General features: G+C 72.3%; 20 protein-coding genes and 1 tRNA gene. 10 read left to right on the top strand and 11 right to left on the bottom strand.

Annotated features, from left to right (window positions below; all coding sequences use genetic code 11):
* Window positions 1-4: 4 nt before the first annotated feature.
* Entirely contained in the window at window positions 5-1,312 is a 1,308-nt protein-coding gene (locus BLW14_RS20675) for a peptidoglycan-binding protein (RefSeq protein WP_093708706.1), read from the bottom strand.
* A 184-nt stretch (window positions 1,313-1,496) separates the two neighbouring features.
* On the opposite strand from BLW14_RS20675, the gene BLW14_RS20670 reads away from it, so the two are divergent.
* Window positions 1,497-1,570: transfer RNA gene (locus BLW14_RS20670), tRNA-Lys, on the top strand.
* A gap of 305 nt (window positions 1,571-1,875) precedes the next feature.
* On the opposite strand, the gene BLW14_RS20665 is transcribed toward BLW14_RS20670, so the two are convergent.
* The 5 genes from BLW14_RS20665 to BLW14_RS20645 all read right to left on the bottom strand — a co-directional run bounded on the left by BLW14_RS20665 (window position 1,876) and on the right by BLW14_RS20645 (window position 6,719).
* The gene (locus BLW14_RS20665) at window positions 1,876-2,556 is read right to left on the bottom strand and encodes a class F sortase (protein WP_093708705.1); all 681 of its coding nucleotides are present in this window, start codon (window positions 2,554-2,556) and stop codon (window positions 1,876-1,878) included.
* Window position 2,557: 1 nt separating this feature from the next.
* Window positions 2,558-3,118, bottom strand: coding sequence for a hypothetical protein (locus BLW14_RS20660; RefSeq protein WP_093708704.1), 561 nt, complete (start codon window positions 3,116-3,118; stop codon window positions 2,558-2,560).
* Between the two features lie 126 nt (window positions 3,119-3,244).
* Window positions 3,245-4,033, bottom strand: a complete 789-nt coding sequence (locus BLW14_RS20655) for an HAD-IIA family hydrolase (protein WP_093708703.1) — start codon at window positions 4,031-4,033, stop codon at window positions 3,245-3,247.
* 157 nt (window positions 4,034-4,190) lie between these two features.
* Window positions 4,191-5,252: a hypothetical protein gene (locus tag BLW14_RS20650; protein WP_093708702.1), complete on the bottom strand. Its 1,062-nt coding sequence runs from the start codon at window positions 5,250-5,252 to the stop codon at window positions 4,191-4,193.
* Window positions 5,253-5,603: 351 nt separating this feature from the next.
* On the bottom strand, window positions 5,604-6,719 hold the full coding sequence (locus BLW14_RS20645) for an ROK family transcriptional regulator (protein ID WP_093708701.1): 1,116 nt from the start codon (window positions 6,717-6,719) through the stop codon (window positions 5,604-5,606).
* Window positions 6,720-6,774: 55 nt separating this feature from the next.
* On the opposite strand from BLW14_RS20645, the gene BLW14_RS20640 reads away from it, so the two are divergent.
* Window positions 6,775-7,887 (top strand): Gfo/Idh/MocA family oxidoreductase, encoded by a 1,113-nt coding sequence (locus tag BLW14_RS20640; RefSeq protein WP_093708700.1) that lies wholly within the window; start codon window positions 6,775-6,777, stop codon window positions 7,885-7,887.
* Complete coding sequence (locus BLW14_RS20635; protein ID WP_018518004.1) at window positions 7,884-8,363, top strand: heme-degrading domain-containing protein; 480 nt, start codon at window positions 7,884-7,886, stop codon at window positions 8,361-8,363. The genes BLW14_RS20640 and BLW14_RS20635 overlap by 4 nt, the downstream gene beginning before the upstream one ends.
* A gap of 62 nt (window positions 8,364-8,425) precedes the next feature.
* Here BLW14_RS20635 and BLW14_RS20630 read toward each other — a convergent pair whose 3' ends face one another.
* The 5 genes from BLW14_RS20630 to BLW14_RS20610 all read right to left on the bottom strand — a co-directional run bounded on the left by BLW14_RS20630 (window position 8,426) and on the right by BLW14_RS20610 (window position 12,330).
* Window positions 8,426-9,286, bottom strand: a complete 861-nt coding sequence (locus BLW14_RS20630) for a fumarylacetoacetate hydrolase family protein (protein ID WP_093708699.1) — start codon at window positions 9,284-9,286, stop codon at window positions 8,426-8,428.
* Between the two features lie 138 nt (window positions 9,287-9,424).
* Complete coding sequence (locus tag BLW14_RS20625; RefSeq protein WP_093708698.1) at window positions 9,425-10,195, bottom strand: YidC/Oxa1 family membrane protein insertase; 771 nt, start codon at window positions 10,193-10,195, stop codon at window positions 9,425-9,427.
* A 78-nt stretch (window positions 10,196-10,273) separates the two neighbouring features.
* Window positions 10,274-10,609 (bottom strand): DUF6412 domain-containing protein, encoded by a 336-nt coding sequence (locus BLW14_RS20620; RefSeq protein WP_093708697.1) that lies wholly within the window; start codon window positions 10,607-10,609, stop codon window positions 10,274-10,276.
* Between the two features lie 66 nt (window positions 10,610-10,675).
* A complete protein-coding gene (locus BLW14_RS20615) occupies window positions 10,676-12,175 on the bottom strand; it encodes a sodium:solute symporter family protein (protein WP_093708696.1) in 1,500 nt (499 codons plus the stop codon).
* Window positions 12,172-12,330, bottom strand: coding sequence for a DUF3311 domain-containing protein (locus BLW14_RS20610; RefSeq protein ID WP_078617706.1), 159 nt, complete (start codon window positions 12,328-12,330; stop codon window positions 12,172-12,174). The genes BLW14_RS20615 and BLW14_RS20610 overlap by 4 nt, the downstream gene beginning before the upstream one ends.
* A 189-nt stretch (window positions 12,331-12,519) precedes the next feature.
* Here BLW14_RS20610 and BLW14_RS20605 point away from each other — a divergent pair, with 189 nt between their 5' ends.
* The 7 genes from BLW14_RS20605 (at window position 12,520) to BLW14_RS20575 (ending at window position 23,712) form a co-directional block, all read left to right on the top strand.
* Window positions 12,520-13,527, top strand: a complete 1,008-nt coding sequence (locus BLW14_RS20605) for an SEC-C domain-containing protein (RefSeq protein WP_093710798.1) — start codon at window positions 12,520-12,522, stop codon at window positions 13,525-13,527.
* A gap of 203 nt (window positions 13,528-13,730) precedes the next feature.
* The gene (locus BLW14_RS20600; RefSeq protein ID WP_256332849.1) at window positions 13,731-14,168 is read left to right on the top strand and encodes a PASTA domain-containing protein; all 438 of its coding nucleotides are present in this window, start codon (window positions 13,731-13,733) and stop codon (window positions 14,166-14,168) included.
* 155 nt (window positions 14,169-14,323) lie between these two features.
* Window positions 14,324-14,875, top strand: a complete 552-nt coding sequence (locus tag BLW14_RS34555; RefSeq protein WP_177154040.1) for a hypothetical protein — start codon at window positions 14,324-14,326, stop codon at window positions 14,873-14,875.
* Window positions 14,876-17,812 carry a M56 family metallopeptidase gene (locus tag BLW14_RS20590; RefSeq protein WP_093708694.1) on the top strand — a complete coding sequence of 979 codons (2,937 nt, stop codon included), beginning with the start codon at window positions 14,876-14,878 and terminating at the stop codon, window positions 17,810-17,812.
* A 135-nt stretch (window positions 17,813-17,947) separates the two neighbouring features.
* Complete coding sequence (locus BLW14_RS20585) at window positions 17,948-19,066, top strand: DUF4037 domain-containing protein (protein ID WP_093708693.1); 1,119 nt, start codon at window positions 17,948-17,950, stop codon at window positions 19,064-19,066.
* Between the two features lie 136 nt (window positions 19,067-19,202).
* Complete coding sequence (locus BLW14_RS20580) at window positions 19,203-20,732, top strand: ATP-binding protein (RefSeq protein ID WP_093708692.1); 1,530 nt, start codon at window positions 19,203-19,205, stop codon at window positions 20,730-20,732.
* Window positions 20,733-20,778: 46 nt separating this feature from the next.
* Window positions 20,779-23,712, top strand: coding sequence for a Z1 domain-containing protein (locus BLW14_RS20575; protein WP_093708691.1), 2,934 nt, complete (start codon window positions 20,779-20,781; stop codon window positions 23,710-23,712).
* Window positions 23,713-23,723 lie beyond the last annotated feature (11 nt).

Below are 23,723 nucleotides of genomic sequence, written 5' to 3'. Positions count from 1 at the left end.
CGTGTCACGCGAAGAGTCGCCGCCAGGTGTCCGGTCCCGGATAGCCGTCGGCCTCCTTGCCCCGCCAGCCCTGGGCCCTCTGGAAGGCCTCGACATTGCGCCGGTCCGCCTCGGTCCACCGGGGGTCGGGGCCCGACCGGTAGTGCGCGCCGTATCCCTTCTTCACCAACTGCGTTCCGAGCTTGTCGACATGGCTGTTGGACTGACCCGGCCGGAAATACCCCCGTCCGGGGAAGGCCGGAGCCGCCTTGGAGCCGCTCTGCCCGCTCGCGGCGGGGATGTCGTGGCCGGTTCCGGTCACCAGCAGCTCCCAGGTGTCGGGGCCGGGGATGCCGTCGGCCTCCTTGCCCTTCCACCCCTGGGCCCGCTGGAACGCCTGGGTGGCCCTGCGGTCGGCGTTCGTCCAGACCGGATCGGGGCCGATCTTGTAGAAGCGCTTCCCGCCCCGCGCGACGAGCATCGTGCCGAGCCGGGTGACGAAGGCGTTGTTGGTCCGGGGGCCGAACTTCGCGGCGCCGGGGAACGGCTCCGCGCCGGCCTCGCTGCCGGACTTCCCCGTGCTCAGGCCCTTGTAGCGGTAGGCGACATAGCTCGCGGAGTTGGTCCAGTACGCCATGGGCGTCGTCTGCCTGCGGGTGTGCGGCTTGGTCTGCTCGTACGCCGTGTACTGCGTGTGCGCGGAGTCGGTCCAGCCGCCGAAGATCGTGACGTGGGAGCCGTTCCCGGGGTTGGCGAGGTTGTGGAAGAGCAGGATGTCGCCGGGTTGGAGGTCCTCGCGGGCGATGCGGGTGCCGTACGCGGCGAGGCTGCCGGTCCACTCGTTGCCCGGCAGGTTCCAGGCCATCGAGACATAGCCGGAGCAGTCCTGCCGGTACCCGTCCGACCAGTACTTCGTCATGCTGTACGGGACCTGCGCGGTCACCCATTTCTTGGCGCGGTCCATGATGTCGGCCCGGGTCGTCGCCCGCGGCGCCGCCGCCGACTGGGCCGCCGGCGGCCCGGCCGCGCCGGACCCGCGCAGTGGTCCGGGGACGCCCTGAGGGCTGTCCGGGAGCGGGTTGATGCCGGCCGGCACTCCCGTTCCGGGGGCCGGGGCGGGGTCGGCCGGGGCTCCGGCGGACTCCGCGACCCCGCCGCCGAGCACCACCCCCGCCGCGGTGACCAGCACCATCGCGCGCCGCGCGCCGTGCGCGGCCGGGTGTCCCCCGTACCGCACGGGCAGCCCCCCGGCGGCGGTCCGCCGCTGGTCGGCGCAGCCCGGACAGGGGCAGTCGCTGGCGGGTACGTACTCCTCGAAGGCCGGCACAGTCATGCGATTCCCCTCCGCAGTCGTCAAGTTCTTCGGGCGCATCTGCTCGGGCGTCAGTGTGGCAACGGTCGTGACATACCGTAGTTTGACGGATAGAAGGGAAAAAACGACCATCCGACAGGCCGGGAGGGCGGCACATTGGTCGGGAGCACCGCTCGGGATCGGGTAGAGTTCTCCAGGTCAGCAGGCGCCGCTAGCTCAGTTGGTTAGAGCAGCTGACTCTTAATCAGCGGGTCCGGGGTTCGAGTCCCTGGCGGCGCACAGACAGCCAAGGCCCCCTCGCTTCCGCGAGGGGGCCTTGGTCGTTCTCGGGTGCGCCTCCGCAAGCGCTTCGCCGCGTGCGGAGGGTGACCGGTTATCGACGTAACGTCAGAAATCCGGTGGGCGAGGCGGGCGTGTCCCCCTACAGTGGGGCGTGCGGCGGACCGGACGCCCCGGGCCTTCGATGTCCGCAGACCTCCCGTGTCCGCGCCGGGCCACTCCCGCGGCCCGCGCACCGCGGTCGAGGACCGGCCCGGCCGCCACCCGGGGACGGGCGGCGGCCGGGCCCGGTACCGGGGGCGGGCTCAGGCGGCCTTGCCCGTGGGCTTCTCGGCCGTGAGGTAGGCGGAGACGACCACGTTCGCGGTGTACGAGTGCGACTCGCGGTCGTAGGTGCCGCCGCAGGTGATCAGCCGCAGCTCGGCCCGGCCGTCCTTGCGGGGCCCGTACGCCTTGTGGGCGTCGAACCGGGCGCGGGTGAGGACCTGGACGTCGTCGATGGTGAACTCGGCGACCGTGCCGTCGGTGCGGGTGACGTCGACCTTCGCGCCGGGGCGGGCCGCGCTGAGCCCGTAGAAGACGGCCGGCTTGGTCTCGGTGTCGACGTGGCCGACGAACAGGGCGGGGCCCTCGGCGCCGGGCCGGGTGCCGCTGCCGTACCAGCCGACCCTCTGGGGCGTGTCGAAGGACGGCGGCTCGATGGCGCCCTCCGCGTCCAGGCTCCGGGGGACGACGGGGGCCCGGACGCCGAGCGAGGGGATCTCGACGCTCTGCGGTGTCACGCCCTTGATCGGCGCGTGTGCCGGGGGCAGCGGGACGCCGAGCGGGCGCCCGACCGCGGCGACGTCGCCGGTGGTCGGGGCCGAGCCGATGCCCGAGCCGTCGGTGATGCCGCGGCCCCACAGCCACAGGCCCAGCAGGATCACGGCCCAGGCCACTCCGGTGAGCAGCCTGCCGTGACCCGCCGAGTCCTCCGATGCGGTCATGTCAGTCGGCCGCCGGGCGGCGACGGCGCACGCTGCGGTAGGCGACGGCGACCGCGGCTACGGCGGCCAGGCCGAGGCCGATCACCTCGTGGGTGGTGCCGGGGCCGTCCTGCTCGGCGGTCTCGCTCGCGAGCACGGCGGTGCCGCCGCCGCCCGCGTGGACCGGGGCGACGGGCATGGGGCGCTCGCGGTGGACGACGGTGACCGTGGCGGTCGCCTTGGTGTGCTTGTCGTCCTTGCAGATCGCCTCGACGTCGTAGTCACCGGGCTCGGCGTCCGAGCGGATGCTCGCCTCGGCGTAGAGCGTCCGGTCGTTGCCCGCCGAGAAGCGCACCTCGGAGACGAAGGCGTCGGAGTTCCCCTTGGCCTCCTTGGCCTTGCAGCCGGACAGCTCCAGGTCGACCTCACGGCCGGGGGCGACGGACGAGGGGGAGACCGACAGGGTGGCGCGGGACCGTGAGTCCTCGTGGCCGGAGCCGGATTCGGCCAGTGCCGCGGGGATCGGCACCAGGGTCGCCGCGGCCAGCGCGGCGGCACAGAACGTGAGGGGTATGGAACGCATCGTGAACCTCCTGATGGCAGGTTCACGCGCGCCGGGGCTTTTCGCATCCGCAGAGCGGGGGCGCTGGGCCGGTGGAGTGGAGGGCCCGGCCGCGGTACGGGGCCGCGCCCTCCACGTAATCCGGTGTCAGCCCAGGTCGACGAGGTCGACGAGGTCCGCGATGGAGTCGACGACCGTGGACGGGCGGAACGGGTACTTGTCGATGTCCGGGACCGTGGTCAGTCCGGTGAGCACCAGGAACGTCTGCATGCCCGCCTCCAGGCCGGCCAGCACGTCGGTGTCCATCCGGTCGCCGATCATGGCGCTGGACTCGGAGTGCGCGCCGATCGCGTTGAGCCCGGTCCGCATCATCAGCGGGTTCGGCTTGCCCGCGAAGTACGGGGCCTTGCCGGTCGCCTTGGTGATCAGGGCGGCGACGGAGCCGGTCGCGGGCAGCGGGCCCTCGGCGGAGGGGCCGGTCTCGTCCGGGTTGGTGCAGATGAACCGGGCGCCGGCGTTGATCAGCCGGATCGCCTTGGTGAGCGCCTCGAAGGAGTACGTCCGCGTCTCGCCGAGCACCACGTAGTCGGGGTCGTGGTCGGTGAGGACGTACCCGATGTCGTGCAGCGCGGTGGTGAGCCCGGCCTCGCCGATGACGTACGCCGTGCCGCCCGGGCGCTGGTCGTCCAGGAACTGGGCGGTGGCCAGCGCGGAGGTCCAGATGTTCTCGACCGGCACGTCCAGGCCCATGCGGTTCAGCCGGGCGTGCAGGTCGCGGGCGGTGTAGATCGAGTTGTTGGTCAGGACCAGGAAGGGCAGTCCCGAATCACGCAGCCGCTTGATGAAGGCGTCGGCACCGGGGATCGGGGTGCCCTCGTGGATGAGGACCCCGTCCATGTCGGTGAGCCAGGACGAGATCGGCTTGCGCTCTGCCATGTGGGACTCCAGTTGCCGTACGCCAGGTGCGGGGACGCCGGCGGCACCGCGTTGTGCAGCGCCGACATCCCTGAGTTTAGGCCGACTGTTCGAGCTGGAGGTACTGCCGGAACGGCGCGGATGACCAGTTGAGGGCTTGGCGGGTCCGGCGGGACGCTCAGCTTTTCGTGCGGCGGGTCCGGCGGGATGTCAGGACCATCGCGCCGCCGCCGATCAGGAAGCCGGAGACGGTGAGGGCGGGGAGCGGTACGGGGACAGAGATGCCGGTGTTGGCGAGCTGCGGGACTCCCGCCGGGTCGGTGCCGGGCGGGACGGGGCGCCTCGTGGTGCCGGGGTCCGCGTATCCCTCGTCGCCCTTGCCCTTCACCGTGCCGCTCCCCTGTTCCTCGTCCTCGCCGGTGCCGCCCACGTTCTCCCTGCCCGTTCCGTCCGCGCTCTCGCGGTCGCCGTCCGTCTCGCCGGTCCCGCCGGTGTCCGTGCCGTCCCCGTCGCTGTGCTCGTCGACCACGGTGAACGGGTAGTCCTCGGACTCGCCGACCCACTCCCCGTCGCCGCCCGGCGTGCTCCCCGAGCCCCGGCGCTGGACGATCGCGGCGTTCGCGGTGATCCGGCCGGGGCTCGTGTCGGAGGTGAAGGCCAGCCGGACCTGGACGGTGACGGTGTGCCCGGCGGGCACGGTGAAGCCGGGGAAGGCGTCGTCGCCGTCGCCCCCGAAGACGCCGATGTGCTCGTCCCGGTCGGTCGTCTCCCAGGTCACGCGGTGCTCGACGCCGGGGCGGGTGCGCTCGGAGAACTCCAGCTGGATCTGGTCCGAGGTCAGCGCCCGGTCCTCGTCGGTGAGGACGAGCACGGGGTGGATCGCCCGGCAGGACTCGGTAGTCGTGTTCGTCAGGTCCAGGAACCAGGTGCCGTAGCCGCCGCCGGAGGCGTAGGTGTCGGGTCCGCCGTGAATCCGGGTGTCGATGGGGAAGTCGGCCGACTCGGGGTTCCCGCAGGCGGGCCGCTGGTCGGCGGCGGCCGATGCGGGCGCGGCCGCCGGGCTCAGCCGGGTGGCGGGACCGGCGACCGGACTCCGCTGCGGTACGGCGGACGCGGTCGCCCCGCCGAGGACCACGGGCATGACGCTGGCGGCGGCGAGCCCGAGCGCGAGCCCGTGCCGGGTGCGCCCGGCGCCGGGGGGTTCGTTGGGCTCGGAGGGCTCAGCTGTTTCGGGGGGCATGGCGCGGCAGCCTCCACTTCGTACGGCAACGGCCGGTCGGGGCGCGGGGCGCCGGGCGCCGCGTGCGGCGCGGCTCCGGACTCCTCGGGGTGGCCGACGCTGCCACGCGCGCGCGAGCACCTGGCGCAGGCGTGCCGGGGGGCCGCCCGGAGGGGGGCGGGGGTGCGCCCGGACGGCGGAGGAGGGGCGCCCGGCGCGGGTGCCCCGGCGCTGCCCCCGCGCGGGTGCCCCCAGCGGGCATCCCGGCGTGGCCGCACCGGGCGCGGGCATCCCGGCGCGGTCGTCCCGGGCGCGGGCACCCCGGGCGCGGGCACCCCGGGAACGGCCGCCCCCGGGCGCAGGCACCCCAGCTCAGCCCGCCGCAGGCGGCCCCGCCGCGCCCACCCGCCCGAACACCGGGGCCAGCACCAGCTGGGCCGCGCCCTCCGCGACCGGGCGGTCGCCCTCGCGGTGGGCGGTGACCGGGACCGGGGTGCCGCGCACACCGTCGCGGCGGGCGCGTTCGTCGAGGACCGCGCGCACCCCGCGTACGTACGCGTCGGGGTCGGCGGCGACCGTGCGGCCGCCCAGCACCACGCGGTCGATGTCGAGCAGCCCGACGAGGTTGGCGGCGCCGGTCCCGAGCACCCGCGCGGCCTCGGCGGTGTCGCCCCGGTGGACGGCGGCCAGGCACAGCGCCTCCAGGCAGCCGCGGCCCCCGCAGTCGCACCGGACGCCGTCCAGCTGCACGGTCTGGTGGCCGAACTCCCCCGCCCCCGTCCGCTCGCCCCGGTGGACCGTGCCGCCGAGGACGAGCCCCGCGCCGAGGCCGGTGCCGAGGTGGAGGTAGGCGAAGTCGGCGGGGCCGTCCGCCCCGAGGGCGAGGCCGAGGGCGGCGGCGTTGGTGTCCTTGTCGAGGACGACGGGCAGCCCGGTCCGGGCGGCGAACGCGTCGCGCAGCGGGTACCCGTCCCACTGCGGGAATCCGGTGACCCGGTGCAGCACCCCGCCCCGGTGGTCGAGCGGCCCCGGCACGGCGACGCCCACCCCGAGCACCGGCGGCGTCCCGTCCCCGCGTACGGCTTCGACCGCCCCGGCGGCGGCCGCGAGCACCTCGTCCGCCGGGGCCCCGAAGTCCAGCGGGGCCGTACGGCTCGCGGCGACCGCCCCCGCGAGGTCGACGAGCACCACGGTCAGCCCGTCGCGGTCCAGGTGCAGCCCCACCGCGTGCCCCGCCTCGGGGACCAGCCGCAGCACGGTCCTGGGCTTGCCGCCGGTGGAGGCGCGGCGGCCCGCGTCGGCGGCCAGCCCCTCGGCGCGCAGCCGGGCGGTGATCTTGCTGACGGCCTGCGGGGTGAGCCCGGTGCGCTCGGCGAGTTCGAGCCGGCTGATGCCGGGCTCGCCGGCCACGCGCAGCAGGTCGAGGACGAGGGCCGCGTTGTGGCTGCGCAGGGCGGGGAGGTTCACGCCGGTAGTGCTCCTGTTCACGGTCCCATTGTGGCCTGCGCTTGCACTTTGGCAACAGCGTTGCCAAAGTGGGGTCATGACCTCTTTGCGCGTCGGACTCGTCGGCTACGGCCTGGCGGGGTCCGTCTTCCACGCCCCGCTGATCACCGCGACCGACGGCCTCGTCCTGGACACGGTCGTCACCCGCGACGAGGAGCGCCGCGCCCAGGCCCGCGCCGCCCACCCGGACGTCCGCTTCGCCGACGCCCCCGACGAGCTGTGGCAGCGGGCCGACGAGCTCGACCTGATCGTCATCGCGTCGCCGAACAGGACCCACGTACCGCTCGCGCGGGCCGCCCTCGAAGCCGGGCTTCCGGTGGTCGTGGACAAGCCGGTCGCGGGCACGGCTGCCGAGGCGCGGGAGCTGGCGGCGCTGGCCGAGGAGCGCGGGCTGCTGCTCTCGGTCTTCCAGAACCGCCGCTGGGACAACGACTTCCTCACCCTGCGCGCGCTCTTCGCGGACGGCGCGCTGGGCGAGGTCCAGCGCTTCGAGTCCCGGTACGAGCGGTGGCGCCCGCAGCTGAAGGGCGGCTGGCGCGAGTCGGGCGACCCGCGCGAGATCGGCGGGCTGCTGTACGACCTCGGCAGCCATGTCGTCGACCAGGCGCTGACCCTGTTCGGCCCGGCCGCGCAGGTGTACGCCGAGTCGGATCTGCGGCGTCCGGGCGCGGCGGCCGACGACGACACGTTCGTGGCGATCACGCACGCCTCGGGCGTCCGCTCGCATCTGTACGTGAGCGCGACAACGGCCCAGCTCGGCCCGCGTTTCCGGGTGCTCGGGTCCGCCGCCGGCTTCGTGAAGTACGGACTCGACCCCCAGGAGGCGGCCCTGCGCGAGGGCGCCCGGCCGACCGACGGCGGGCCGTGGGGCGAGGAGCCCGAGGAGCTCTGGGGCCGGCTCGGCGCGGGCGAGTCCCCGCTCACGGGCGGCGGCACCCCGGTCCGCACGCTCCCGGGCGACTACCCGGCGTACTACGCGGCGGTCAACGAAGCGCTGCGCGGGACGGGCGACAATCCGGTGACCGCCCTCCAGGCCGCCGAGACGCTGGACGTCCTGGAGGCGGCCCGCCGCTCGGCCCGCGAGGGGATCACCGTCACTCTGCGGCCCACCGGCGCCTCCGCCCCCGTATCCGAGGAGCAGCCCGTATGAACCCCACCGCTCCGACCATCTCCGAGCTGATCGCCCAGGAGCGCAGGCTGACCCTGCCGCACTTCGGCTACGACGACGCGTACGCGCTGGGCGGGCTGCTCGTCGCGCTGGCCCGGGAGCGGCACGCACCGGTGGCGATCGACATCCGGCGCGGGGCGCAGCAGCTGTTCCACGCCGCGCTGCCGGGGTCGAGCGCGGACAACGACGCGTGGATCGACCGCAAGCGCCGGGTCGTCGAGCGGTACGGGGAGAGCTCCTACCTGGTGGGGACGCGGTTCCGGGCGAAGGGGACGACGTTCGACGAGGCGTCCCGGCTCGACCCGGACGTGTACGCGGCGCACGGCGGTTCGTTCCCGATCGCGGTCGAGGGCGCGGGCGTCATCGGCTCGGTGACGGTCTCGGGCCTGCCGCAGGCGGAGGACCACGCGCTGGTCGTGGAGGCGCTGGAGCAGTTCGCGTCGCGCATCGGCGGCTGACGTACGCGGAGGGGTGGGGTCCGTACGCGACGGACCCCACCCCTCCGATGTATCGGGGTGCCTTACGCGTCCTTCAGCTCCTGCCGCTGCCGGCCGAGGCCGTCGATCTCCAGCTCGACGACGTCACCGGCCCGCAGGTACGGCTTGGGCTCGGGCTGCCCCATGGCCACGCCGGCCGGGGTGCCGGTGTTGATCACGTCGCCCGGGTAGAGCGTCATGAACCGGCTGAGATAGCGGACGACCTCGCCGACCGGGAAGATCTGGTCGGCGGTGGTGCCGTCCTGCTTCAGCTCGCCGTTGACCCAGAGCTTCAGCGGGAGGGCCTGCGGGTCGGCGACCTCGTCGGCGGTGACCAGCCAGGGGCCGAGCGGGTTGAACGTCTCGCAGTTCTTGCCCTTGTCCCAGGTGCCGCCGCGCTCGATCTGGAACTCGCGCTCGGAGACGTCGTGGGCGACCGCGTACCCGGCGACGTGGGCGAGGCCCTCCTCGGCGGTCTCCAGGTAGCGCGCGGTGCGCCCGATGACGACGGCCAGCTCGACCTCCCAGTCAGTCTTCACGCTGCCGCGCGGGACGAGCACGGTGTCCTCGGGCCCGACCACGGTGTCCGGGGCCTTGAAGAACAGGATCGGCTCGTCCGGTATCGCCGCCCCGGTCTCCGTGGCATGGTCGTGGTAGTTCAGCCCGATGCACACGATCTTGCCGATCCGGGCGAGCGGCGGGCCCACCCGGAGCCCCTCGGCGTCGAGCACCGGCAGCCCGTCGGGGGCGGCCGCGGCGGCGCGTACCCGGGCGAGCGCGTCCTCGTCGGCGAGCAGCGCGCTGTCGATGTCGGGGACGACGCCCGACAGGTCACGCAGGGTTCCGCCCTCGTCCAGCAGCGCCGGTCGTTCCGCACCGGCCGTACCCACACGAAGCAGCTTCACGAGTCTTTCTCTCCTCGGTCGGGATCAGGCCCGTCGGATGGGTGGCGGCCATCGCAGGCTTGTCCGATCCTCCAAGACATCCGATCACTCCGCAAGACCCTGTTCACAACCTGGACCGGGCCGCCCCCGGCGCCGCCGTTACGCGGCCGTGGCGACCGCGGCACCCGGGGCGGGCATGTCGCGGTACAGGAAGGCCCGCTCGATCGCGGTCCAGGTGGTGCTGGTGACCACGTACAGCGCGGCGGCCAGCGGCACGAAGGCGACGGTGAAGAGAGTGAAGAAGGACATCAGCGGCATGAGCCGGTTCATCGCGCCCATGCCCGGCATCGGCTGCCCGTCGGGGCCGGTGGCCGGGGTGACCGGGTTGGCGGCCATCTGGCGCTTCGTACGCCCGTAGTTGAACGTGGCGACGGCCGCCACGAGCGCGAAGAGGCCCAGGTAGACCAGGCCCTGCGCGCCGAACATCCCGCCGTGCGACAGGGCGTCGTGCCAGCGCTCGCCGAGCGGGGCGTCGAAGAGCTGGTGGCCGAGGAGCGCGTTGGCCTTGTCGCCGATCCTCTGGCTGGAGAAGAGGTGGTACAGCAGGAAGAACGCGGGCATCTGGAGCAGGCTCGGCAGGCAGCCGGAGAGCGGCGAGACCTTCTCCTCGCGGTGCAGCTCCATGAGCGCCTTCTGCATCCGCTCGCGGTCCTTGCCGTGCTTCTTGCGGAGCTCCGCGATCTGCGGCTGGAGCCGGCGCTGCGCCTTCTGCCCGCGCGCGGCGGCCCGCGAGAGCGGGTGCACGGCGAGCCGGACGAGCGCGGTGAACAGGACGATCGCGGCGGCGGTGGACGCGTTCTGGAAGAGCGGGTGGAGCAGGTCGGCGAGGGCGCCGACCAGACTGGCGAAAGCGGACATGAAGGCGGACATGGGTGAGCCCTCCGAGGGTCTCGTCGTGCCGGGGATGTTGATTCGGCGTGACGGGTCCGCGAAGGGGTCGGTACGCCCTTACGCGGCCGTCGGGAGGGCGTGGCCCGGGGCTCGGGGGCGGCGGCGCCCCTGGGCGTCCGGGTCCCGTTGCGGGAGGAACGCGGTGCGCTTCTCCCGGTCGCGCATGGCGGTGCGCACCCGGGTGCGGGGCACCGGGGTGGCGCAGCGGGCACTGATGACCGAGCAGGCGGCGAGCGCGGTGCCGGCGGCCGCGGTGGCGGCGAGCGCGACGGCGGCGGAGAGGCTGCCGCCCTCGGCGAGGAGCACCTCGGTGAGGAGGAACAGCAGCAGGCCCGCGGGGCGCAGCACGCGGGAGAGACCGCCGCGTACGCGGTTCATGGCGCTGGTGTCCATGGACGGTGCCTCCCTTCCGTACTCGCCTCCGCCGGTCCATCCGTTATACACGACCGCGCACGGGTGTCAACGTACGTTGACGACCTCCCGGTCCGCCTCCCACTCGTCCCGGGCCAGCACCTCGTCGTCCGGCCGTTCGTCGCGCTCGCGCGGACCCGCGTACGTCACCACCAGCGCGACGGCCAGGTTGGCGGCGAGGGCGACGATGCCCGCGTTCACGCCCCACACCGGGTCGTTCTCCATGAACACGAACCCGCACACCACGCCGACTCCGACGACGAGCCCGGACATCGCCCCGAGCAGGGTCAGCCGCCGCCACATCAGCCCCAGCAGCACCATGGGGAGCAGCTGCGCCATGCCCTCGTACGAGATGAGCGAGAGGCGTACGAGGGTGTTGGGGGCGGTGTACGTGAGGAGCAGCGCGAGGGAGCCCGCGACCACGACGACCAGTTGCGCGGCGCCCTTCTGCCGCCGCTCCCAGCGCGGGACGAGGGAGAGCACGCTGCGGCCCCACATCGTGCCGATGACCAGCATGAACACCGCCATGGGCACGATCGAGGAGAGCGCGGCGGCGACCCCGATGATCCCGACGGACCAGGCGGGCAGCGAGTCCGTGACCAGCTTGAAGAGGGCGAGGTTGGACTCGGCGCCGACGAGCCCCGGCACCACGAACAGGGCCGCCATGCCGAGCAGCATCGGGACGAAGAGCAGGACGTTGTAGGCCGGCAGCCACATCGCGTTGCGGCGGAGCACGTCGGCGTTCCTCGCGCCGAGGTAGCCGGCGACGGTGGTCGGGAAGATCACGACGGTCAGCGAGTTCAGGAACGAGGTCGTGATGAACCACGCCTGTCCGAGGCCGCTGTCCCCGTGCCCGGGGAAGGTCAGCCACTCGCTCTTCTCGGTGACGAGCCGGTCCAGGAAGGGCCCGTAGCCGTCGAAGTAGTGCACGGGCACGTAGATCGCCAGGAACCCGAGCGTGACGATGACCAGCAGGTCCTTCAGCACGGACACCCAGGCGCTGCCGCGCAGCCCGCTGACGACGACGAAGCCGGTGGTGACGGCGAAGGCGATGAAGTACGCCCAGTTCAGGCTGATGGCCCCGTAGGAGATCGTCGAGACGACGACGCCCATGCCGGTGATCTGGAGCTGGATGTACGGAAGCAGGAACACGGTCGCCAGCACGGCGACGAGCGCGCCGAGCCAGGGCCGCCCGAAGCGGTGCGCCACCATGTCGGTGATCCCGACGAGACCGTGCTTGCGCGCGTACGCCCAGAGCATCGGCCCGACGACGTAGCCGACGGCGTACCCGCAGGACATGTACGCGACGACATACAGGACGGGCGCCCCGTAGTTGTAGCCCCAGCCGGCGGCGCCGAGGTAGCTGAAGCTGGTGTAGCCCTCACCGGCCATCAGCACCCAGATGAACACGGTCCCCAGGCTCCGCCCGCCCACCGACCACTCGGCGAGCCCTCCCCCGCCACGCCTGCCCCGTACGGCGAGCAGCCCGAGTGCGACGGTGGCGACCATGAAGACCCCGAAGACGGAGGTCGCGACGGCGGCGTTCACCGGCGGTCACCCCGCCGGGTCAGCCACACGGCGACGGGGGTCAGAACGGTCGCCCCGAGCAGCCAGAAGAAGAGGAACGGCAGCCCGAGCACGACGGGTCTCACCCGGTTCACGAACGGCAGCGCCCCCAGGTAGAGGACATAGGGGACCAGCAACCACAGCAACTGCGGACGTCGTCTGAGCACGAGGAGACACGTTAGAGGGTCGGCGGCGGGTCCGTCGCGGACGGTCGCGAGACCTCGCGGGCCGGTGGCCGTCAACACCCCCGGGCCGCGACCGGGCTCACGCCGCGGGCCTGCGGAGCGGCCCCCGCCACGCCCCCGCACAGCAGTACGGTGTGGTTCATGCGCCCCGACACCCCTGCCGACCACATCTCCGAAGCCGAGCGTCTGCTCCGCACCGCGGCGCAGTACCCCGAGGACCACGAACCGCTGCTCCTCCAGGCCGCGGCCCATCTGGAACTCGCCGGTGACCGCGCCCGCGCCACGACGCTCTACGACGAACTGCTCAACGCCCCCGGCACCGAGCACCCCCACCTGGTGAAGGCGCTCAGCGCCGCGAACCTCTGGGAGTACGGCCACGAGGCGGAGGCGCGCGCGCTGATCGACGGCGTCCGCGTGGCGGCCCCGCAGGAGGCGGCCCCGTGGGAGATCGCGGCCGAGACGCTGGAGGCCCACGACGAGCTGAACGCGGCCCACGACCTGTTCTCCACGGCCCTGCGCCTGCTGATCGCGCCGGGCGAGGAGGTCCCGTACCAGACCCAGTCGCTGCTGACCGGCCGCCACCGGGTGCGCCGCCTGATGGGCGCCCCGCACGACGCCTGGGACGAGCTGGCCGACACCCTGCACACGGCTGCGGTCCCGCTGGACGAGCTCCACGACCCGAAGCGCCTGTGGTCCCTGGGCTCCTCGGACCCGGGCGAGCTGCGCGCCGAGATCACCCGCCTGCGCGCCGAACTGGGCACGTACCGCACGGCGTTGTCCCGCCCGTTCCCGGTGGCGGTGCTGCACTGGCCGGCGGACGAACTGCGCGAACTGCTCACCGCGTACCCGGGCCTGGGCAGCGAGTACACCTCGCACCCGGACCACCTGGCCCGCCTGGAGACCGCACTGCGCGACCTCCAGGCGGCGGGCACCCCGAACCTCGGCATCGTCACGGGCACGGTCCCGTCGTACGAGGCGTTCGCCGCCTCCGAGGCCGCGTCCCCGGCGGACCCGGACCTGCTCCCCCAGTACGCCACGACCCTGGCCGCCCGCGGCCGCGCGGTGCCGTGGCCGCCGCCGAAGAGCGGGAAGTGCTGGTGCGGGTCGGGAGAGTCGTACCGGGAGTGCCATGGGGGGCGGGTGGGGTAAACCGGCGGGCTTGTACTGCGCAGCGCACAGTAACGGGAAAGCAGGACATGAAATCGAAAACGCTTGGCAGGAGCATGGCTTTGATCTTGGCGGTCACCGCCTTGAGCGCAGCCTGTTCGAACCATTCATCCGACGGCACGGCCTCAGCCACGCGAAGTGGACCCGCGTCCACGCCCCTGCCTCCGGACAGTCTGCCCGTAAAAATGAAGGAAGCCGTCGAGAAGGACCTCGGCTACTCCGTCCGAGATGCGACGGACCTCGGACGGACCGTGGATCTGCAGCACGCGGAACTGTGGAGGGCTTGTTTGACGAGAGAAGGAGACGGTCCGGACTCCGTTGATTTCGGTGCTGTCCCGCGCGGGGAAACGTGCCCGTCTCATTGGAACGCCCATGTCCCCGCCCCCAGGACGCCCGATCTCATAGGCAAGGACTTCGACAAGTCCTACGCCCAGCTCCTGAAGAAGGGATACAACAGCCGCTTCATCGATGTTTTCTACGGAGGCCCCGGCATTGTCGACCAGCAGGAAATCTCTCGGGTGCACGGAGAGATCTGCAGCCAGAGCCCGAAACCTGGCGAACCGTACGACCCCTCGGAAAACGTCACCCTGCACGTCGCGACAGGAAAGTGCCCGTCGGCCTGAAATCGCACTCGTGACTGAGGCTGCGTGACGCGGTCCTGCCGAAGCCCTGTCGACCCGTCACCTCACGTGGGACAGTGCTGGGTCGGAGGCCGTTTCACTGCGGGCCGGGATCGGCTCGGGACGTCTGGGGGCGACGAGTGGGATCCGGAACCGATGTGACCGCCGACGACCGGTCCGGTCCGCTGGTGCGTGATGTGGTGCGTGCGGTCGTGACGGAGCTCGCGCCCGACGAACTCCCGCTCGTGGAGGGGCTCTGCCGGTTCGACGACGCCACGGTGGTGCGGCGGCTGCGCCGCGGCGGCGGCGGACGCCACACACCGTTGGGATTCGGGGTCGGCGAGGCCGCCGCGCTGGTGGCACCCGTGGTCTGGCTGGTACTCGACGGGGTGGCGCAACGGACGGCGGAGTCGACGGCGACGCGTATCTCCCAGGGAGTGACGGCCATGATGCGACGGCTGGTGCCGCGGCGGCGGCCGGTTCCGGCGGCCGGGATACCGCCGTTGACGCGGGAACAGCTGGCAGCGGTACGTGCCCAGGTCCTGGCGACGGGCAGGCAGCGAGGGCTGGAGACCGCACAGGCCGAGGCGATCGCCGACGCGGTCGTGGCCCGGCTGGTGCTGGCCGAGGAGCCGGAGGCGCCCGCCGCAGCGGAGCCGGATCCGCCGGACGAGCCGGATGACCCCGGACCGGCCACCGGGCGGGGCTAGATGGCGGCCTTACCCGGGCCGGACGAGCCGTTCCGGGTCGACGAGCGAGTCCTCGGCGCGGGAACGGGCCCCCGGTTCGTCACCCTGCTGCTTCTGATGCTGACCGCGTCCGGGGCCATGATCCTGGAAGTGTTCCAGGTCATGTCCCACGGGGACCAGGCCGGTTGCGGTCTCGCCGCGGGTGTGGACCCCACCGACAGCAGCTACTGGAACACATCGCTCAGTACCTCCGGCCAGATGACCGCCACCCGCTTCTGCCTGTCCCTCTGGGCGCCCGCGCCGCCGTGGTGGCAGATCGCGGGCTGGCCCCTGGTACTGATGGTCGCGGCCGGCCTGCTCTTCGCGGTACTGCCCCTGTGGAAGGCCCGAAGGAGTCGTGTCGTCCCACTGGGGGCGGTCGACAAGGACGGTGGGATCGGCTCCCTTGTGGGTGACTTGTGCGCCGCCGCGAGCGTGTCGCCGAGGCCGCGGTTCGTGGTCGATCCGACGGCGGCCTCGGTCGGCGCCGTGGTCTTCGGGCGTACCCGCCGCCCGGTCGTCTGCCTGCACGGCGGCCTGCTCTCCGTCCGGCGCACCGATCCGGAACGCTTCCGGGCGGTGCTGCTGCACGAGCTCGCCCACATCGCCAACCGTGACGTCACCCTGACGTACCTCACGGTCGCCCTGTGGCGGGTCTTCCTCGGGCTGGTGCTGTTGCCGTACCTGCTCTGTCTCGGCTACGTCGTCCACGGCATCGTGGCGAGTGGTGGCTCGCTACGGCTGGGCCGGCCCGCGGTGCTGGCCGTCGTGCTGGTCGTGCTGCTGTACCTCGCCCGCTCGGACGCGCTGCGGAGCCGGGAGATCTACGCCGACCTGGCCGCGGTGCGCTGGGGCGCGGACCCGGTCGGCTGGTCCGTCACCGCCCCACCGCCCGCCAACGCGGTACGCGGCGCACTCGGCTCGTTCACCGAACTGTGGCGTACACATCCGCGGTGGGGTCTGCGCCGGGGCGCGCTGGCCGATCCGGCGCCGTTGTTCCGTGTCGCGCTCCTGCCGGTCTTCCTCATCGGTACCGTGCCCGCTCTGGCTGTGCCACAGGTGCTTATGCAGATCGCCCAGTACCGCGTCAACTTCACCAACAACCTGATGACGGTCCTGGTGATCGTCCCAGGTGTGCTGGTGACCGGCGTGGTCGTGGTCGCCCTGTGGCGGGCGGTGGTGTACGCGCTGCTGACCGGTACCCGGGTGCCCTCCGGTGCCTGGGCCGGGGCGTGGCTGGGTGCCGGGATGTCGGCCGGCCTGGTCCTGAGCGGTTTCGGCTCGGGCTGGGGCTGGCTGCCGCAGCGGCCGCCGGTTCTGCTCGTGCCGGTGGCGGCGGGGGCCGCGTTCGGCTGGTGGGTGACCCAGTGCGCGCGCCTGTGGGCCGCGACGGCCAGGGGCCGGACTCTGCGGCCCGCCCTCGCCTCGTGCGTGGCCGCCGCCGCTCTCGCCATGATGTCGTGGCTCACCTGGTGGCTGCTCGCCGGGGCCACGAGCCTCAACAGGGACGCACCGAGCGCCGAGATGATGGCCCGGGCGATCACGCAGTGGCTGCCGTCCCAGGCACCGGCCGGGGACCTGAGCGCGATTCCCGGCCTCACCGTGTTCGCGCCGCAACTGGACAACATCGCCGAGACGCCGATGGGCGCGCTCACGATCACCGTCCTGTGGACGGTTCCGCTGTTGGCCTGGGCGAGCGGTCCGGCGACCGGCACCCCCCGCTGGGTGCCGGACCGGGCGGCTTACGGCGAAGCTTCTGCGGCCCCGCTGCGCGAGGTCCTGCGGCCCGGGCTGCTGGGCGGGGTGCTGGCCTGCGTGGCCGTGGCGGGTATCCAGGCATACGTACACACCGGGCAACCCCCGCCGGCCGCACGGGGCGGGCTCTACGCGTACCGCTATCTGCTCCTCCTGCTCGCGGCGCTCTGCCTGCCCGCGGCCGCGGCCGCGGCGGTGGCGAGCACCGCGGACCGCCGATACCGCCTGCTGGGCGCGCTGATCGCCGCCCAGACGACGGCCCTGCTGGGCCTCACCGGCATGACCCTTCTCGTGTCGGTGGACGGATGCGTCGCCCCCTTGGCCGTCCTCTCGGACAGCTGCGCCTGGCGGCCGGCCTGGCGAAGGCCGCTGTTCCCGTACGACTTCGCGCTGAACAACGCCTTGGTCCTGTCCGCGCTCGCCGCCGTCCTCATCGCGTCGGCCGCCGTCCTCATCGCGTCGGCCGCCGTCCTCCGGCGCCGTCGACGGCCGCCGGAGGAACCCCTGCCCGCCCTACGGCGCCGCGTCCGGGTCGCGGTGGCCCTGCTGTGCGCGGTGGCGCTCGCGGGCACCGCGACGCAGGGCGCCGTGGGAAGGTACCGGCTCGGCTTCACGACCAACCAGCTCACCTCCCAGCGCAACCTGGTGCTGTACTGGGGGCTCCCCGAGCCGCACTTGTCGGACGCCGCCCGCGTGCGGCAGATCCGGGCCTGGTACCGGCTGACCGGCGACGACCTCATCAACCTCGCGGTGGCGTACGACAGCCGGCTGACCGCCGTCCTCCGCGCGGCGCAGTCCTCCAAGGACCCCTGGGGCACGCTGCACCGGACGGTGTCCCCGGTCTGCTTCGACTGGGGCAGGGCCGCCTGGTTCGAGACGGTCTGGTTCCGGATACCCGCCGACCCGCTCCTGCGAGCCGACTGGCACCGGATGGTCACCTGGGCGGATACCGGCAACCGCGGCTGCACGCAGGCTGTGAAGACGCGCGACAACACCGCCCTGGTGAGAGCCCTGCGCGATCTGCGCGCCGCCGCCCGCTGCGCGGAGACCGTCAACACCGGGATCGACAGGGTCTTGCGAGCGGGCGGCTACCCGGGCACCTCCCGCCGGGCCGCCACGGGCCGCACGGCCGTCTGCGACCGTCCACCCGCGGATCGCCCCTGATCGGACACCCACCCGTTCCCGGACCGAGGACCATGGCTCCGGGTTCGTCGTTCGACCACCGGCGCGTGCCCGCGTACCCGGCTGCGGACTGAAAAGCCTTCGCCGGTCACACGCCTGTCCGGCACTCTCTACAGCATGACCACGTCGCCCTTCGTCCCCGGCCTGGAACTCTCGCGTCGCTTCTACCTCGAAGCCGTACGGCCGCTGCTCGCGGAGGCCGTGCCCGGGATCGCGCACTCCGCCGCGCGCCTCGGCAGCGGTTCGGAGGTTCTCGGGTTCGACACCGCCCGTTCCGCCGACCACGAGTGGGGGCCCCGCCTCCAGGTCTTCCTGCACCCGCGGGACGTGGCCCGCCACGGGGCGGCGATCACGGCGCTGCTCTCCGAACGCCTGCCGAAGACGTTCCACGGCTACCCCACGCACTTCACCACCACCGCCGACGCTGGCATCGGGGTCATGCGGGAGACCGCAGGGCCGGTGTCCCACCGGGTCGAAGTCACCGACCCGGGCGCCTGGTTCACCGCCCGGCTGGGCTTCGACCCCGGCCGGGACATCACCGTGACCGACTGGCTGGCCGCTCCCACGCAACGCCTCGCCGAGGTCACCGCCGGTGCCGTCTTCCACGACGGCCTCGACCGCCTCGCACCGGCCCGGGCCGCCCTCGACTGGTACCCCCACGACCTGTGGCTCCACCTCCTCGCCTGCCAGTGGCAACGCGTCTCCCAGGAGGAGGCCTTCGTCGGCCGCTGCGGCGAGGTGGGCGACGAACTCGGCTCCGCGGTCGTCGCCGCCCGTCTCGTACGCGACCTGATGCGGCTCTGCCTGCTCATGGGCCGCCGCTACCCGCCGTACGGCAAATGGCTCGGCAGCGCCTTCGCCCGTACCCCCGAGGCCCCCGCGCTCACCCCGCTCCTCACCGCCGCCCTCGCCGCCACCGACTGGCACACCCGCGAACACCACCTGGCCCGCGCCTACGAGACCGTCGCCGCCGCCCACAACCGCCTCGGCCTCACCACCCCCGTCGACCCCACGACCCGGCCGTACCACGACCGCCCGTTCCAGGTCCTGCACGCCGAACGCTTCACCGCGGCCCTGACCGCCCACATCACCGACCCGACGGTCCGCGCCCTGCCGATGACGGGCGCCGCGGACCAGTTCCTCGACAACACCGACGTACTCAGCACCCCGGCCCTGACCCGGGGGGCGACTCGGGCGGTGGTCGATGCCGCCGCTGAAGCCACCTCCGGGCCGTAGGGGCGGCGAGCAGCGCAATTGTTTCCCGGGATTCCCGGCTGTCCCACCTTTGCAATACCATCACATTCCATCTACTCATCAGGGCCGCACCTCCCCACGCAGGTCTCAGCTCTGTCGTGCGCGCGAGGAAGGCTCCATGGCGGCGTATCAGCCCTCTGCCGACTGGCAGTTCGAGGTCCCCACCACCGGAGCCAAGCGGCTCCCGCCGACAGCCCGGTACGTCGAGTCGTTGACACACCAGGGGTACGGATTCGAGGCGGCCATCGCCGACCTCGTCGACAACTCCATCGACGCGGGCGCCCGAAACGTCGTCGTGAGCCTCCTGCGCGACGACGACCGGCTGGTCAGTCTGCTCGTCATCGACGACGGCTGCGGCATGGACGACGACGCCCTGGACACCGCGATGACGGTGGGCGGCCGGCAGGGCTACGACGACTCGGCGCTCGGCCACTTCGGCGCGGGACTCAAGGCGGCGTCCCTGTCGCACGCCGACTCGCTCACCGTGATCAGCCGCACTAAGCGCAGCCCCTCCACCGGCCGCCGCTGGCTGACGGCCCGCGCCCAGGCCGACTTCAGCTGCGACATCGTCGACCCGGGGTACTGCCAGGACCTCGTGGACCGTTACGACGGGATCATCCAGTGGCAGGGCACGATCGTGCGCTGGGACCGGGTCCGCGCCTTCGAAACCGTCACCACCGGGCAGACCGACCGCTATCTCAACGACGCGATCGAGAAGCTGGAGACCCACCTGGGGCTCTACCTCCACCGCTTCCTGGCCCGCGACGGCTTCAACATCGACATCGTGGTCGAGGACGTACGCACCAAGGAGGAGCTGGACCACCGGGGCGTCGAGCCCATCGACCCGTTCGGCTACCGGGTGCCCGGCCGGGCCGGCTACCCCCGTACGTACGCGGCGCCGGTCGAGGGCGTCGGCGGGGTCGAGCTGACCGCGCACATCTGGCCGCCGAAGTCCCCGCTGGTCAGCTACCGGGGCATCGGCCCGCTCGCCGAGCGCCAGGGCTTCTACATCTACCGCAACGACCGCCTCGTCCAGGCGGGCGGCTGGAACGGCACCCGCAGTCCGGAGGGGCACCTCGCGCTCGCGCGGATCGCCGTAGACCTGCCGTCCGCGCCGAACGACGTCTTCAACCTCACGGTGAAGAAGGACGGCGTGACCGTCACCCCCGCGTTCGCCCGCGGCCTGGAGCAGGCCGTGGACTCCGCAGGGCGTGCCTTCGCCGCGTACGTGCAGGAGGCGGCACTCACGTACCGGGAGGCCGCCCGCCGCGCCACCGAACCGCAGCGCAAGGCGGTCCTGCCGGCCGGCAAGGGGATGGACCCGAAGCTGCGGCGGACGCTGCGCGACGAGCTGCCGGAGCTGGAGGGCGAGGACCCGATCGCGTTCCGCTGGGACAGCCTGCCCCTGGACGTCTTCTTCGAGCTCGACCGCGAGCACCGGGAAGTCCGGCTCAACAGGGAGTACCGACAGGTGCTCAACGGCGGCCGGCGCGGGGGCCTGAACGACGCCCCGGTGATCAAGAGCATGCTCTACCTGATGGTCAACGAGATCTTCCAGAAGGAACGGGTCCGGGCCGTCCACACCGACAACGTGGCGCTGTGGAACAGCGTCCTGGTCACGGCGGCGCGCTGCGAACTGGAGCGCTGAACACCTCCTCCACCCGTCCGTACCGATCCAAGAGAGCGGCGCTGCCATGACCGATCACCTGTTCACCCTGCACGGCGACGTGCTGGCAGCGATGCGACGGGGGCCCAAGTCCTTCGCCAAGCTCGCCTTCGTGCTCTCCGAGGACGAGGAACCCGCCGACACCACGCTCTCCCACTTCCAGGACCGCGTCCTGAACGCGGACCCGGGCGACGGGCTGCTCGCGCTGTGGCACCGCACCCTGACCGCCTGGGACCTGGCCGAGCAGGCCGACTGGTCGGCGGCGCCGCCCCGGACGGACGCGCGCCGCTCGGACACGTACGACCGGCTGGGTTTCGGCGCCGGGCTGCGCAAGGCCCTCGACAGCGCGGTCCCGGTGTTCAAGGAGCCCGGCCCGACGGTCATCAGCAAGGAATTCGTCTCCTGGTACTCGCGGGACGCGGCCGCCGCGCGGTCGTTCTACTGGAACGCCTACGAGCGGCTGCTGCGCTCCAAGGGCTGGCCGGACGTGGCCGTCTCCGGGCTCGACGAAGCGAGCCACGCCGTGGTCGAGCGCCTCTCCGACCCCACCCGCCCCGAGGCGTACGGCGCGCGCGGCCTGGTCGTGGGCTACGTCCAGTCGGGCAAGACCGCCAACTTCACCGGCGTCACCGCGAAAGCCATCGACGCCGGATACCGCCTGGTCATCGTTCTCGGCGGCACGCTGAACCTGCTCCGGGGGCAGACCCAGCGCCGGCTGGACATGGAGCTGATCGGCCGGGAGAACATCCTGCGCGGTGCCGACCCGGCGGACCCGGACGCCCTCGTCGGCATCGACTACCAGGAGGACGCGGACTGGCCGGAGAAGTTCGTCGGCCATGGCGGCAGGCCCTCCACACTCGGCGCCTTCGACATTGAGCGCCTCACGACGCGCGACGACGACTACAAGAGCCTGCTCAACGGCATCCGTGCCCTGGAGTTCGAGAAGCAGTCCCGCACCGAGCCGCTGTACGCACCGGCCAACCTGCACCGTGCGGCGGCCCGGATCATGGTGGTGAAGAAGAACAAGTCCGTGCTGGACAAGCTGATCAAGGACCTCAAGAAGATCGGCCCGATCCTCTCCGAGATTCCCGCGCTGATCATCGACGACGAGTCGGACCAGGCATCGGTCAACACGACGGACCCGAAGAAGTGGGAGGACGGCAAGGTCGCACGTACGGCCATCAACGGCCAGATCTCCCAGCTGCTCGGCCTGCTGCCGCGCGCCCAGTACGTCGGCTACACCGCGACCCCGTTCGCCAACGTCTTCGTCGACCCGGGCGACGGCGAGGACATCTTCCCGCGCGACTTCCTCGTGTCGCTCCCCCGCCCGACCGGCTATATGGGCGTCCAGGACTTCCACGACCTCGACACGGACGAGGGCACCGCCGAGGAGACGCACATCCGCGGCATCTACGCGGACACGGGCGACCGCCTCCAGGATGCGCTGGACGCCTTCGTCCTCACCGGCGCGCTCAAGCTGTACCGCGCCGATCACGGCGTGCCCGAAGGACCGTTCCGCCACCACACGATGCTCGTTCACGAGTCGGTCCGAATGGCCGAGCACACGGCGCTCGCCCTGCGCATCAGCTCCATGTGGCACCAGGCCGCCTATACGAGCCGCCAGGGCCACGACCGCCTGGCCGCCCTCTTCGCCTCCGACTTCCACCGCTTCGCGGACGGGGACCTGCCCACGCCGGACTCGTACGAGGAACTGAGGGCCTACGTCTCGCGCGCCCGTCAGCTCATAAACGCGGGCGGTACCCCCGTGCTCGTGGTCAACGGCGACACCGAGCGCGACTACGACCAGCCCGACCTGGACTTCGAGCGCACCCCGCACGTGTGGAAGATCCTGGTCGGCGGTACGAAGCTCTCCCGCGGCTTCACGGTCGAGGGCCTGACGGTCACGTACTACCGCCGCACCACCCAGCAGGCCGACACCCTGATGCAGATGGGCCGCTGGTTCGGCTTCCGCCCCGGCTACCGCGACCTGGTCCGCCTCTACATCGGCCGCGAGGAGCCCCTCGGCAAGACGAGGACGATCGACCTCTACGAAGCCTTCGAGGCCATCTGCCGCGACGAAGAAACGTTCCGCACCCAGCTGACCCGCTACGCCACCCTGGTGGATGGAAAACCCCAGGTCACCCCGGCCCAGATCCCCCCATTGGTCTCCCAGCACCTCTCCTGGATCAAGCCCTCGGCCCGCAACAAGATGTTCAACGCGGAGCTCGTGGAGATCCGCTCCCCGGGCCAGTGGGTGGAGCCGACGGCCTACCCGGTGGGGGCGGAGGAGCTGCGGGGGAACGTGGCGGCTTGGGGGGCGGCGTTGGGGATGCTGAGTGAGGACCTCTCCGTCTTCGTCACCCTCGCCGACGAAGACCGGGGCGGCTACACCCGCTACCCCGCCAGGACAGCGGTTCTCAGCCACACTCAGATGCTGGAAGTCATGAGCAGCCTCGCCTGGGGACGCCCAGACCTCTTCGCCCCTCACCTGGCGTATCTGCGCGATGCGAGCGACGCCGGCTGCGCCACTGACGACTGGGCACTGATCCTTCCCCAGACATCAGGACCAACGAGTGTGCCGGCCAGCATTTTTGGCAGCCAGCCCCTGACCCTCGTCCAGCGCAAACGGAACGCCCGCGGCGTGTTCAACCGCATCTCCGGCGTGGCCCATCGCCAGTCCGCTGAGCGCATCGCCGGGCTCCGCTCCCTGAGCGACGACGACCCGTTCGCCACCCAGCTTCACCGGCCCCGCCGTGGGGCTGTGCTCCTTTACCCCGTGGTCGACCCGAGCATCGGAAGTCCGGCGGACCTGGTGACGGACGGCAGTATCGACCCTGGGAAGGTGGTGCTGGCTGCGGCATTCATCTCAGCGGCCAGCCCGTCGGACAAGCCGGTACCCTACGTTCGCTTCCGGGCGATCGACTCGTCCCGTCCTGGTGAAGCCACCATAGAAGTCCGATGAACGTGAGCTTG

Source organism: Streptomyces sp. 2131.1 (genome assembly GCF_900105515.1).
Classification (GTDB): domain Bacteria; phylum Actinomycetota; class Actinomycetes; order Streptomycetales; family Streptomycetaceae; genus Streptomyces; species Streptomyces drozdowiczii.
The sequence above is the reverse complement of the archived record's forward strand: the minus strand, read 5'-3'. Positions and strand labels throughout refer to the sequence as shown.

Excerpts from the sequence above, each read along its gene's own strand:
- BLW14_RS20575 (WP_093708691.1), top strand. The coding sequence starts at position 20,779 with ATGACCGATCACCTGTTCACCCTGCACGGCGACGTGCTGGCAGCGATG.
- BLW14_RS20665 (WP_093708705.1), bottom strand. The coding sequence starts at position 2,556 with ATGACCGCATCGGAGGACTCGGCGGGTCACGGCAGGCTGCTCACCGGA.
- BLW14_RS20625 (WP_093708698.1), bottom strand. The coding sequence starts at position 10,195 with ATGTCCGCCTTCATGTCCGCTTTCGCCAGTCTGGTCGGCGCCCTCGCC.
- BLW14_RS20620 (WP_093708697.1), bottom strand. The coding sequence starts at position 10,609 with ATGGACACCAGCGCCATGAACCGCGTACGCGGCGGTCTCTCCCGCGTG.
- BLW14_RS20600 (WP_256332849.1), top strand. The coding sequence starts at position 13,731 with ATGAAGGAAGCCGTCGAGAAGGACCTCGGCTACTCCGTCCGAGATGCG.
- BLW14_RS20635 (WP_018518004.1), top strand. The coding sequence starts at position 7,884 with ATGAACCCCACCGCTCCGACCATCTCCGAGCTGATCGCCCAGGAGCGC.
- BLW14_RS20660 (WP_093708704.1), bottom strand. The coding sequence starts at position 3,118 with ATGCGTTCCATACCCCTCACGTTCTGTGCCGCCGCGCTGGCCGCGGCG.
- BLW14_RS20585 (WP_093708693.1), top strand. The coding sequence starts at position 17,948 with ATGACCACGTCGCCCTTCGTCCCCGGCCTGGAACTCTCGCGTCGCTTC.
- BLW14_RS20675 (WP_093708706.1), bottom strand. The coding sequence starts at position 1,312 with ATGACTGTGCCGGCCTTCGAGGAGTACGTACCCGCCAGCGACTGCCCC.
- BLW14_RS20640 (WP_093708700.1), top strand. The coding sequence starts at position 6,775 with ATGACCTCTTTGCGCGTCGGACTCGTCGGCTACGGCCTGGCGGGGTCC.
- BLW14_RS20590 (WP_093708694.1), top strand. The coding sequence starts at position 14,876 with ATGGCGGCCTTACCCGGGCCGGACGAGCCGTTCCGGGTCGACGAGCGA.
- BLW14_RS20580 (WP_093708692.1), top strand. The coding sequence starts at position 19,203 with ATGGCGGCGTATCAGCCCTCTGCCGACTGGCAGTTCGAGGTCCCCACC.
- BLW14_RS20650 (WP_093708702.1), bottom strand. The coding sequence starts at position 5,252 with ATGCCCCCCGAAACAGCTGAGCCCTCCGAGCCCAACGAACCCCCCGGC.
- BLW14_RS20655 (WP_093708703.1), bottom strand. The coding sequence starts at position 4,033 with ATGGCAGAGCGCAAGCCGATCTCGTCCTGGCTCACCGACATGGACGGG.
- BLW14_RS20605 (WP_093710798.1), top strand. The coding sequence starts at position 12,520 with ATGCGCCCCGACACCCCTGCCGACCACATCTCCGAAGCCGAGCGTCTG.